Source organism: Arthrobacter sp. 05T47 (assembly GCF_056395825.1).
In genome coordinates this window covers 33,453-44,960 of record NZ_JBFTKG010000019.1, presented here as the reverse complement: position 1 = coordinate 44,960, position 11,508 = coordinate 33,453, and the positions used below count along the sequence as shown (strand labels likewise).

11 protein-coding genes are annotated in these 11,508 nt (G+C 66.9%); 3 read left to right on the top strand and 8 right to left on the bottom strand.

All coding sequences use genetic code 11. From position 1 onward, the window contains the following. Positions 1-17: 17 nt before the first annotated feature. The 7 genes from AC1DEY_RS14180 to AC1DEY_RS14150 all read right to left on the bottom strand — a co-directional run bounded on the left by AC1DEY_RS14180 (position 18) and on the right by AC1DEY_RS14150 (position 7,547). Positions 18-938 (bottom strand): ABC transporter permease, encoded by a 921-nt coding sequence (locus AC1DEY_RS14180; RefSeq protein ID WP_476868486.1) that lies wholly within the window; start codon positions 936-938, stop codon positions 18-20. Continuing rightward, positions 938-1,891 carry an ABC transporter ATP-binding protein gene (locus AC1DEY_RS14175; RefSeq protein ID WP_476868485.1) on the bottom strand — a complete coding sequence of 318 codons (954 nt, stop codon included), beginning with the start codon at positions 1,889-1,891 and terminating at the stop codon, positions 938-940. The genes AC1DEY_RS14180 and AC1DEY_RS14175 overlap by 1 nt, the downstream gene beginning before the upstream one ends. Next, entirely contained in the window at positions 1,888-2,943 is a 1,056-nt protein-coding gene (locus AC1DEY_RS14170) for an ABC transporter substrate-binding protein (protein ID WP_476868484.1), read from the bottom strand. Before AC1DEY_RS14170 ends, AC1DEY_RS14175 begins: the two co-directional genes overlap by 4 nt. Positions 2,944-3,332: 389 nt before the next feature. Next, positions 3,333-3,590, bottom strand: a complete 258-nt coding sequence (locus tag AC1DEY_RS14165) for a hypothetical protein (RefSeq protein ID WP_476868483.1) — start codon at positions 3,588-3,590, stop codon at positions 3,333-3,335. Then, the gene (locus AC1DEY_RS14160; protein WP_476868482.1) at positions 3,587-4,276 is read right to left on the bottom strand and encodes a hypothetical protein; all 690 of its coding nucleotides are present in this window, start codon (positions 4,274-4,276) and stop codon (positions 3,587-3,589) included. Before AC1DEY_RS14160 ends, AC1DEY_RS14165 begins: the two co-directional genes overlap by 4 nt. Before the next feature lie 140 nt (positions 4,277-4,416). Then, positions 4,417-7,134, bottom strand: coding sequence for a winged helix-turn-helix domain-containing protein (locus tag AC1DEY_RS14155; protein ID WP_476868481.1), 2,718 nt, complete (start codon positions 7,132-7,134; stop codon positions 4,417-4,419). Positions 7,135-7,394: 260 nt separating this feature from the next. Then, positions 7,395-7,547, bottom strand: coding sequence for an LPXTG cell wall anchor domain-containing protein (locus AC1DEY_RS14150; protein WP_441408904.1), 153 nt, complete (start codon positions 7,545-7,547; stop codon positions 7,395-7,397). 181 nt (positions 7,548-7,728) lie between these two features. Here AC1DEY_RS14150 and AC1DEY_RS14145 point away from each other — a divergent pair, with 181 nt between their 5' ends. Genes AC1DEY_RS14145 through AC1DEY_RS14135 form a run of 3 tightly spaced genes read left to right on the top strand, consistent with a single transcriptional unit; the run spans position 7,729 to position 10,792 of the window. Then, a complete protein-coding gene (locus AC1DEY_RS14145; protein WP_476868480.1) occupies positions 7,729-8,892 on the top strand; it encodes an efflux RND transporter periplasmic adaptor subunit in 1,164 nt (387 codons plus the stop codon). Next, entirely contained in the window at positions 8,889-9,602 is a 714-nt protein-coding gene (locus AC1DEY_RS14140) for an ABC transporter ATP-binding protein (protein ID WP_476868479.1), read from the top strand. Before AC1DEY_RS14145 ends, AC1DEY_RS14140 begins: the two co-directional genes overlap by 4 nt. Next, positions 9,599-10,792, top strand: coding sequence for an ABC transporter permease (locus AC1DEY_RS14135; protein ID WP_476868478.1), 1,194 nt, complete (start codon positions 9,599-9,601; stop codon positions 10,790-10,792). Before AC1DEY_RS14140 ends, AC1DEY_RS14135 begins: the two co-directional genes overlap by 4 nt. 134 nt (positions 10,793-10,926) lie before the next feature. Here AC1DEY_RS14135 and AC1DEY_RS14130 read toward each other — a convergent pair whose 3' ends face one another. Next, positions 10,927-11,496, bottom strand: coding sequence for a TetR/AcrR family transcriptional regulator (locus AC1DEY_RS14130; protein ID WP_441409072.1), 570 nt, complete (start codon positions 11,494-11,496; stop codon positions 10,927-10,929). Between the last annotated feature and the right edge of the window lie 12 nt (positions 11,497-11,508).

Genomic DNA, 11,508 nt, shown 5'->3' with positions numbered 1-11,508 from the left:
GGGTTGGTTCGACTCGGCTAGTTCGCTTGGGATCCGACGGCGGTCCGCCACCGGGAGAAGTGCCGTTCGACGGCGACCAGCAGGTAGTTGACCAGCAGGCCGAGCACCGAGACGGTCAGGATCCCGGCGTACATGTCCGGGATCAGGAAGCTCATCTGGGAATTGACGATCAGGTACCCCAGGCCCGCCTTGGCCCCGACCATCTCCGCAGCGATGAGCACCAGGATCGAGGATGTTCCGGCCATCCGGATTCCCGTGAAAATGGTCGGTACCGCCGAGGGCAGGATGACCTTCTGGAACAGCCGGAAGTTCGAGAGCCCCAAGGAGCGTGCGGCACGGATCAGGAGCGGGTCAACCGTCCGGACACCGGCGATGGTGTTCAACAGCACGGGGAAAAACGCGGCATAGGCCACGATGCTGATCTTGGACGTCTCGCCGATCCCCAGCAGGAGCGTGAAGACCGGGAGCAGGGCCAGTGCTGCCGTGTTCCGGAAGACTTCCAGCAGCGGGTTCAGGAACCGGTCCAGTGCCCGGTACCAGGCGACCAGCAGGCCCAGGACGACGGCGGAGACGACGGCGATGCCGAACCCGCTGGCGGAGCGGGTGAGGCTTGCCGCCAGGTGGTCCTGCAGCTGGCCCTTGGCGATGAGGGAGCCCAGGGCGCGCAGGACCTCGTGCAGCGGCGGGAGGAACACCCTGGTGGAGGGCGAGGCAAGGTAGGTGGGCCCCAGTTCCCAGAGCAGGAGGAACAGCAAGATGGCGCCGGAAGCCCAAATCCCGCGTCCGGCCCTGCGGGCACCGGACCGAACCAGGGAGGGCAGTTGTCGGGTTGCCGCTCGCGCCGCGGTCCGCCCGGCATCGGCCGCGGGTGAAGATCCCGGTGCGGGTCCTGGTGCGGCCAGGGCGGCGACGTCTTTGGTCAGTGTAGGTGCGGTCATCAGGCTGCCCTTCCCTTGCTAAGTTGGCCTCCGCCGAGTTGGGGTGCCTCGTCGGGTGCCGAGCCGTCGGGGCGTATCTTGGCGTGTCCGGCTTCCTGGGCTTTGCGGACCTCGTCGTGCAGCAGGGACCAGACCTTGTGGCGGTGCTCGACGAAGACAGCGTCGGAGCGGACGTCCCCGCCGCCGGTCCGCTCCCCCAGGTCAATATCGACGATCTGTTTGAGCCGGCCGGGCCGGGAGCTGAGTACGGCCACCCGCTGGCCCAGGTACACGGCCTCGTCGATGCCGTGGGTGATGAAGATGATGGTCTTGCCCGTGGACCGCCAAATGCGCAGGAGTTCCTCCTGGAGCTGTTCCCGGGTCTGGGCGTCCAGCGCCGCGAACGGTTCGTCCATGAGCAGGATGTCCGGCTCGTAGGCCAGGCTCCGGGCGATGGCGACGCGCTGCTTCATGCCGCCCGAGAGCTCATGCGGATACCGGTCCTCGAAACCGGACAGGCCCACAAGTTCCAGGAAGTGGCGGGCCTTCTCGGTACGTTCCTTGCGGCCCAGGCGGCGCCCGTCGCTGCCGGGTCCTTCCAGGCCGAAGGCGACGTTGGCCGCCGCGGTGCGCCATGGGAACAGCGCGTACTGCTGGAAGACCACGGCGCGGTCGCGGCCGGGTCCACTCACCTCCTGGCCGTCCACGAGCACCTGGCCGGTGTCAGGCCGGGTGAGCCCGGCGAGGAGGTCCAGGAGGGTGGTCTTGCCGGAGCCGCTCGGACCCACCAGGGTGATGAACTCGCCCGCGGCGACGTCAAGTGTGATGCCCTCCAGCGCCGTCAGGGTGGAGCCTTCGGGGTTTTCTTTGCCGGGCCGGACGGTGAACTGTTTCCCGACGTTCCGGAGGCTGATCTTCGGCGTCGGAATGTACGGTACTGGTAGGTTCGGCGTCGTTTCCGTGCCGCGGGTCATGATGCCGCCCCCTTCAGCAGGCCGTTGAAGTCGTTCGTGTAGTACTTGGAGGGTGTGATGTCGCCGGTGACGATGCCGGTGTCATTCAGCCAGGCTGACCAGCGGGTGAAGTCCTCGTCGCTGATGACGCCCTTGGACGGGACACCGACGCTCTTCCAGTACTTCAGGGTTGCGGTGCTCTCGGAGCGCTGGCGCTTGTTGATGATGCTCGTAAACCGCGCGATCACCTCTTCGCGGGGAGTAGTGCGTTCCCATTCGATGGCCTTGGCAACGCCGGTGGTGAAGATTTTCGTAGTCTCCGGGTTCTTCTCGATGAAGTCCTTGCGGAGAACGAGCTGGCCGCCGGCGAAGGTGCCAAAGAGTTCGAAGTCGTTGAACAGGGACCGCAGGCCGCCCTTGGCGACAGCGTTATCCTGCAGCACTCCGCCGAGCGCCCCGACGTCGACCTGTCCGCGGCGGATGGCCTCCTCGGTGTCGTTCGGTGGTACGACGACGAGTTGTACCTGCTTGATCTCTTCCTGCGAGAGTCCGTTCTTCTTCAGGTAACTGTTGATCACGGCGTCCGAGTGGGCACCCAAGGTGTTGACGGCGATTTTTTTGCCGATCAGATCTCGCGGCGACCGGATCGGGCTGTCCTGGGTGACGTAGAAGCCGTTGAACGTTTTGTCGTCTTCGCCGTAGTAATTGATCACCGCGGTGACGGGGGCCCCGGCTTCGATGAGTTTCACCACGGCGCCCGAGAACGCGCCGCCGAAGTCGGTGGCCCCGGTCGCCGCTGACTGGATGCTCGCCGGACCACTGATGGTGTTGCCCACCCAGTTCAGCTTCACATCGCCCAGGTAGCCGAGGTCCTGGGCCAGTTCCGGCAACGTGACATTGTTGGCCGAACCCTCGTAGCGGAGTTCGGTCACTTCCGGCGTGCCGGGGGCACTTCCTGCCGCAGGCTGCGCGCTCGCAGGGCCGCCGCAACCGGAGACCACCAGCGAGACTGCCACGGTGGCAGCCACGGCCAGGGCGGAGGAAAGTCCTGCGGGTAAGAGTCGGTTTTTCATAGCGGATTCTTCCTGGATTCGATGATGCGGACCGGTCCAGCCGGCTTGTGCCCACCACTAGAGCAGAGATGAATCCAAGCCGGCAGTCCCCCCGAAACCCAACGAAACCGCGCGTAACCCGGCGACGAAAGTGGCCACGGACGCCCGCCGTCACCCACGCCGACGCATCAGGAAGCAGTCCGTAACGGGGTGGACTCACGCGGTCATCTGCGGCCGTCCCGGGCGACTTCTGCGGCCCGTCGGGTCGGCGGTGTGACGTGATGGTGACGCCCGACGACGGCGGGTGACGGCGCCGCTGCCGCGCCGCCGTCGTGCCCCTGAGCGAAAGAATTCCTCAGAAGTAGCCGAATGTTGCGTCCCTCAGCGCTGCAAAGAAGGCCGACGGCGGGTCACTGCCCCCGGGCTGAGGTCCCGGAGGGGTCCATTGCTTCGACGGAAATCAGGGTCAGGCCGAGGTCCCGGACTTTCCCCAGCAGCCCATGCAGCGCGGCCTGGTCAGGGACTAAGCCGCTGAGGCTTGTTGTGCCGTCCCTGTGCCGGGTCACCGCGAGGTCCCCGAACCAGGCGGACCAGTGGTCCTCGAGGTGCCCGTCGACCACGATCCGGTAGCCCGTGGTTCCCGTCCCGGATGCAGGGTGCGTACTCATTTGGCGTCGGCCGGGTCGAGCGGCGCGGGTGTGGCCTCCGGCTGGGGACGGCCGGCGGCAGCGCGCTGTTCGCGCCACAGCGAGTAGCCCAGGCCGATCAGCGCGACCCCTGTGGGCACGGCGAAGAACCGTTCGTTGATCTGCGGCAGCAGCGGGATCAGGATGGTGGCGAGGGTGCCGCCGGCAAGGACCGCGGCCGCCCAGCGGGCGAGGACGTTGGCGCGGAAGAGTGCGATGCCAAAGATCAGCCCACCGGCCAGGTAGGTGATCCCGCCGACCGCGCTCAGGGGCAGCATCAGGCCAATGTCGCCCGCAGCGTGCCCGCCGGTGGCGACGGCGAGGACGTCGCTGACGTAGCCCGGTGCACTGTGGACCAGGGCGGGGAGGACCACCGCGCCAACGACTTCGATGCTCATCATGATCAGGTAGCCGGCACCAAACACGAGGTACCCGAGGAGGCCCAGCACTCCGATCTGCTTCACCTGGCGCAGGTACATGCCGGTGATGCCGATCAGCGACAGGACCGCCATGAACACCTTCAGGGTTTGCCGGACTTCCCATTCGGTCGTGGTGACCAAGCCGGCGTCCACGTGGGGGTGGTTGATCTGGATGCCGATGAACAGCAGTCCCCCGGCCACGGCGCAGAGGCCGGCCGCTCGGGTGAGTTTGGTGGTGGTGATGGACATGTCCGGCTCCCTGGTTCTGAGTATCCGTGGCGGGCGCCGCGGGATAACTCAAATCTAGGAACGGACGGGGTGACCGGGCGTCACCCGATGATGTGACCGGCAGGGTGATTTCTGCGACCGCGCCGCCTGGATCAGGCCGGCTACATCAGGCCGCGCTCGCGGGCCCGCCGCACTGCCGCCTGGCGGTTGGTGACCTCCAGCTTGGTGAAGATGTGCTTGGTGTGGGTGCGCAGGGTGTTGTGCGAGATGAACAGTTCGTCGGCGATTTGCGGGCCGGTCAGGTCGCTGCCGAGGAGCCTGAGCACCTGCCGTTCCCGCCTGCTGAGAGCCTCAGGCGGGAACGGCGGCCGGTGTTCCGGTCCGTCGGCCGGCGGCGCGGCAGCAGCAGGGACGAGGCTGAGCAAGCGGCGGGCTTGGTCCCCTCCGGCGCCTGGGTGGGTCCCGTCATGGTCTGCGGCGTCGCGCAGCAGCTCAAGCATGGGCTCGCCTTCGTCCAGGAAGAGCCGCACGTACCCATCTGCCTCGGGCGCTTCGGCAAAGGCCCGGCCAAGCGCGGCACGGGCCTGCGGACGGCGTCCTTGGGCGTGCCGGGACAGTGCCTGCAGCATCCGGATTTCCACCAGACTTCCGTCGCGTCCGGAGGACCGTGCGGCGTCGCCCAGCCGATCCAGCAAGCGATCCACACCCTCAGCGGCGCCGGCGTCGGGGTGCAATCTGTGCTGCGCGATGAGCAGGCGCACCAGCGTGAGGTGGTCGAACTCGTGCAGATAGCTGGCGGCGTCCGTGACGGCAATGTCACGTTCCCGTGCCCATTCGGCGGCGTCGGCCAGCTTGCCCTGCGTGATCCAGACCCGGGCCTTCATCGCGGCGATGGGACGGACCTCGGGGAAGAATCCGCGCCGGTACAGCGGCTCCGCCTGATCGAGGAACCCGATGGCCTGCTCCGGGCTTCCCTCGGCGTGGGCAAGAAGTCCCCTGGCCACGAACCAGCGGTAGCGGCTCTCCGTCATCACGCCCCGGTCGAAGAACGCGTCCGCGGCGTCAAGGTGTTGCCTGGCGTGGCCGAGCTCGCCGCGTAGGCAATCGATCTCGCTCAGCCCCACATGCAGCTCAGCAGTGGCCCGGGCAACGGGCTCGCCATGGGATCCGGCCACCCGCAGGGCATCCCCGTAAAGCCGGCGCGCCGTGCCGGGTCGGCCCGCGGCCAGCCACATGTCGGCGAGCACCACCGTGCTGCTGAGTTCGTCCACCAGGTTGCCGGATGCCTGCAGGCTGGCCACAGCCTGCGTGAAGGTCTGCAGTGCTTCCGGGATGTCGCCTTTCGCCCAGGCGGCGAGGCCCAGAAACCCGGCTGCGGCGCCCCTCGCCAGGTGATCCCCGGGACGTGCCAGGGCAAGGGCGTGCCGGGCGTTTTCCTCCACGCCTGCCGCATCGCCCCGTGCCTGGGCCAGCGAGGCACGGTAGACGGCGATGGTCGCGGGCAGCGTCTGGAGCTCCTCGGTGTCTGCCCACGGCGGAACCGCCCCGTCCGGTACCTCTGCCAGTGCGCGCTCCGCGTCGTCGAGTCTTGGCTCCACGCCGTGGAGGTCGCCGGAGACCATGAGCATGAAACCGTAGAACACGCTCAGCACCGGGCTCCGCCGGACAGCGCCGTCGGGGAGCTCCTTCAGCCAGCCGACCAGCATGGCTTCCTGACGGTTCCTACGGATCACCGGTACGGCAAGCTCCATGAGGTGCGCCGCACGGTCGAAGTCCCGGCCCGCCAGGGCGTGCCGGACCGCATCCTCCGGCAGGTCGTGCTGCTCGAACCAGCGGCTGGCGCGCTGATGCAGCAGAGGCAGCTGTTCGGGCCGCTCGCCGAGCAGGTTGGCCCGCAGCACGTCGGCGAAGAGGTGGTGATAGCGGTACCACTCCCGCCGGTCATCGAGCGGGACAATGAAAAGGTTGGCGCGCTCCAGTGCCAGGAGCATGCTGCTCCCGTCGTCGCGGCCGGTGAGGGCGTCACACAGCGGCCCCGTGAACCGGTCGAGCACCGCCGATTGCAGCAGGAAATCGCGGACCTGCTCGGATTGATGCCGCAGCACCTCCTCGACAAGGTAGTCGACGATGTACCGGTCGTTCCCGGCGAACCGGGCAATGAAGCCGGCGGCGTCGTCGCGCCCTTGGATGGAGACCGCGGCGAGCTGAAGCGCGGCGATCCAGCCCTCCGTCCGCCGTCCCAAAACGGCCACCTCCTCCACACCCAGGTCCAGCGCCGCCACCCCGTTGAGGTACGCCGCCGCCTCCCCGGACGTAAAGCGCAGCTCCGCCTCTCGGATCTCGACCAGTTCGCCGCGGGCCCGCCAACGGGGCAGGGGCAGGCCGGGGTCGGCTCGGGTGCTGATGACCACGTGCACGCGGGGCGGAAGGTGATCCAGAAGGAAGGCCATCGCGTCGCCGACCTCGCGATTGTCGATGAAGTGATAGTCATCGAGCACCAGCCAGAGAACGCCCGGAACTGCCGCGAGCTCGTTCAGTACCGTGATGAGGACGAGATCGGTGGGCACCGGAGACGAAGAGCTGAGTTCCAGCGCAGCAGACCCGACGCCGGGTAGCGCTGATTGGAGGGCGGTCACGACGCCGGTCCAGAAGGACGCGGGGTCGTTGTCCGCCGGGTCGAGCGAAAGCCATGCGACACAACGGTCTTCGGCGGACGTCGCGGCCAGCCATTCGGCCAGGAGCGTGGTCTTGCCGAATCCGGCCGGCGCGGACAACAGCGTCAGCCTCGACTCGGCCCCGCGGCGAAGGAGTTCGCTGAGCCGCGGGCGTGCCACGAAAGGACGCCGCAGCTGCGGGACGTAGAGCTTTGTTGCAATCATCGGACGTGCCATGGGACCCCGTTCCAAAGTGCACAACCGTGCCCGAAGTGTGCAACAGCTAAGGCTAGCGCACGGAGACTCTGGTGGTCAGGCTGCCGGCCCGGGTTCTGCATGCCTGCGTTCTGCATGCCTGCCTTCTGCATGCCCGCGTGAGCCAGTAGACCGGGCACGGCCCTGGATGAGGACTCAAGGGCCCCGGGATGCGAAAACGGCGGCCGGCCCTGTGAAGGACCGGCCGCCGCCGAAGATCTAACTGGACGTCAGGCCCGGGCCTTCCGTTTCACCCAGCCCCAAACAGCCGTAGCCACCAGCAGCACAAGGCCGATGATTGCCAGCCAGAGCAGGCCCTTGACTGCGAAGCCGAGGATCGAAAGAACAAGCCAAATGATAAGCAATGTGATTATTAGTCCCATATCGACAGCTTAGGGCATGCCCGCACCCAACAATTGCATCGGCGCTCGCTGCCGGCGTCCGACAGCGAGCCCAGCGACGGGCCGAATGCGCGGCATCCCCAGCCGAAGAAGGCTCCCCTATAGGCTGTGAAATGCATCTCTCGCAGAGAGGTTCTGTGGGGAGTTACCGAATGGGGCAGAGATGAGAATTTTGAGGCGCGTCGTCATGCCCGTGGCATGGCTGGCCGTGTTCACCGTCATAGCAGTGGCACTGGTCAAGATCGCATTTATCGATGGCATGAAGCCGGGAGAGGTCCTTGCCGGCCCCTCCGCGGAGGTGGCCATCCCAGTGGTTCAGGCCACCCGGGCCACAGTGACAAATGCCGTGCAGGTCAAGGCAACCGTGCAAAGCGATGCTCCGGTGGGAATCCGCAACACAACCGCCGGAGTCGTGACGCACTTTTTTCTTGCGGAGGGCCAACCGGTCACATCCGGTGACCGTATTTACCAGGTCCGTACCGAAGTGGTCACCGAATCAACAACACAGGACACCGCCGGGCTTGCAACGGCGGCTGACCAGGCGCCGTCACAAGCCCGGCAGCCGGTGACGCGCACCGGTCCTGTCTATACATATGCCGATGTCCTCGCCCCGGCGACGGGTCGGTTGGAAAGCCTCACAGTTCTGCTCAACCAGCAGGTTGGAGTCGGCGAAGCTGCGGGGACCGTCAACCCGGGGACTTTTACGGTCAGCGGATCCATCGACGCGGCCCAGCAGTACCGTCTGCTGGCCAAGCCCGGCTCGGCGGAGATCGCCGTCGTCGGGGGCCCTGCCCCGTTCTCCTGCCCCGCGGTGGCGTTGAAGGAAGCTGCCAGCGGCGGCGTATCAGGGAACGTGGGCGGCGTGTCGGGCGGGGTCAGCCGCACGGTGCCGTACGCCGTCGCCGTCCCGGGCGGGGGCAGCGGCCCTGAACAGGGCGGCGCGCCGACCGGAACCGTCAGCTGTGCCGTTCCGTCCGGCGTGGAGGTATTCGCAGGCCTGGGCGCGGCAATGACAGTGACCGCAGGCCAGGCCGCCGACGTCGTCACGGTGCCGCTCACCTCCGTTCGCGGCAGCGTGAAGGAAGGATCCGTGTGGCTCGCTCCCGCGGGAGCTGCACCGGATTCCTCAACCGGAACCCCGGCCGGAGAGCCGGCCGGCGAGCCGCAGGAACGCAAGGTGCAACTGGGCCTCAACGACGGTTCCATGGTGGAGATAGTCTCCGGCCTGGCCGAAGGCGAAGCTGTGCTGGAGTTCATTCCGGGCGCCCCCGCACGACAGGCCGGCGAGCAGTACGCCGGACCCGGTTCCATCCCGGCGGGCGGATGACCATGGAAGAACTGGTGTCCCTAGAAGGCGTGACCCGGACTGTCCGGCTTCCCGACGATCAAGAACTGCACATCCTCCGGGGCGTGGACCTTGCCGTCCATGCCGGAGACCACACGGCGGTGATTGGGCGTTCCGGGTGTGGGAAATCCACACTGCTGAACCTACTCGGGCTGCTGGACCTGCCCACCAGCGGGGAACTCCGCTTCCAGGGAACCCCGGTGCGGCAGCTAAGCGGCAACGCGCGGGCTGCACTGCGCGGCTCCTCGGTGGGCTTCGTGTTCCAGCAGTTCAATCTCCTGCCTGGCCGGAGCGCGCTGGAGAATGTCATCACTCCCCTGTTGTACGCCAAGGGCGCACAGTTCTGGCGGCGGAGGGAATTGGCCATGGACATGCTGGATCGCGTGGGCCTGGCCCAGCGCGCGGATACACTGCCGAACATGCTCTCCGGCGGGGAACAGCAAAGAGTGGCGATCGCGCGTGCCCTGGTTCGCCGGCCCCGGCTCATCCTGGCGGACGAGCCCACCGGGGCGCTCGACGTCGACACCGGGCAGGCCGTCATGGCGCTGCTGGATACGGTGGCAACCGAATCGGGAGCCGCGCTGATCACCATCACGCACGACGTCAATGTCGCGGCCCTCGCCCGGGCGTGCTACCGGCTTGATGCGGGCGTCCTCGCCGCCGCGGAGATTCCGGCAGGGGTGCCTGCATGACCGGGGTGGTGTCGGCCCTCGTGGAGGCCTGGCAGGAATTACGGATCAATAAGACGCGCATTCTTCTGGCCCTGGTGGGCGTTGCACTTTCGGTCGCGGCCCTCACCTCGGTGGTCGGCGTCGGCGACCTGGCGCGGGAGGGTTTCAAGGCCAGTTCGGAACGAAACGGCGGCCGTTCGGCGACGCTCGGCGTCGGGGTCTACGGCCCGAACGAACCCGATCCCCAACAGCTGGAGGAGGCCTACCGCGGCATTCTGGAGCGGTACGGCATTACGTACTTCACGCATTTGACCCAGACGCAGCAGTCCTTTCAGTTCCCCCACGGCGTCCAGCCCGTGCAGCTGCAAGTGATCGATCCCGGCTACGGCGTCATTCACCGGGTTGACGTCAGCCAGGGAGGCTGGTTCGCTGCGAACGACGACGAGCGGTTGGCACCTGCGCTTGTGGTCTCCGAAGGTTTTTACAACGCCGCCGGACGGCCGAACCTGGTCACCAGCCCCAAGATCACGATGGCCGGAGCACAGAGGGCCTCGGCAGTGATCATTGGGGTGGTACCGGACCAATATCCGGAGTCACCGCCCTCGGCCTACATCCTCACGGGCGCTGCAGGACGGGCAGGGATCACCACCGACGGCCAGTCAGGACCCGGGCAGTTCAAGATTTGGGTCCAGGACGAGCAGGCCGATCAGCTCAAGGCAGCCATCACGGCGGACCTTCAGCAGCGATTCCCCGGCATGCAAGCCCAGGTGGACCGCATGGACTACGCCAGCTACGGAGATCCGTTTGCACCGGCCCAGCTTGCCGTAGGCGGGGTGGCCGGGCTCGTTCTGCTGCTTGGGGCGGTGGGAATGCTGAACATCTCGATGGTCACCGTGCGATATCGGGTGCGCGAAATCGGGATTCGGCGAAGCTTCGGAGCCACGTCCCGGCGCATCTTCCTGGGCGTCATGATGGAATCGGTCGTGGCAACGGCCGTGGCCGGGGTGGCCGGCGTAATGCTTGCCGTCGCGGTGGTGAAGAACCCCTGGCTCGAATCCAAGATCGCACCGGGCCTGACTGAGTATCCGCCGTTCCCGCTGGACGCGGCACTCCTCGGCCTGGCGTCGGCCGTTCTTGTCGGTGCGCTGGCCGGGGCGATTCCCGCCGTCGTGGCGGTCCGGGTGAAAGTCATCGATGCCATCCGGTTCTAGCCGCAATGGTTGAATCCAGTCCCCTGTGACTATGGCGTGTCCGCCGCTGCCCYGCGGCGGCGGCGGACACGCCCGTTAGCAGGGCTAGCGGGCGGAGTCAGTCACGGGTCAGTCGCCCGGTTCCGGGTTTGCGGTTAGAGGTTCCGGTGGTGTTCGATGAGCCAGCGCGCCATCTGCTGGGCCCGCTTGGAAGCCAACAGGTCCCCCTCGGTGGCCGAGATGATGGAACCTTTCATCAGAATGTGCCAGGAGCGCGAAAATTCCTCGGGACGGTCCAGTCCGGCCTCCTCGGCCAGGGCCTGGATGTGACCCCTGATGCGGCTGAGGTAGTCGATGCTCGCCTTCCCCAGGGGGTGGCCGGCGCCCATCTCAAGAAGGACGTTGATGAACGAGCAGGCCTCGAAGTCATCACGCTGGAACCAGTCGCCGAAAACGTCAAATACCGCGAGCAGCTGCTCCTCGGGGGTGGTGCCCCGCTTCCGGGCCTCCCCGACAATGAGGTCCACGGTCCACACCTGGTCGCGTAGCTCCAGGAAGGCCAGCACCAGGGCGTCCTTCGACGGAAAATGCCGGTAGAAGGTGGCCTTCGAGACCCCCGAGCTGTTGATCAGCTCGTTGACTCCGACTCCACGGATGCCCCGACTGGAAAATAGCTCGTAGGCAGTGGCAAGAATACGGTCCACCGGCTCATCGCGGCCGACCATGGCTGTAGCGGG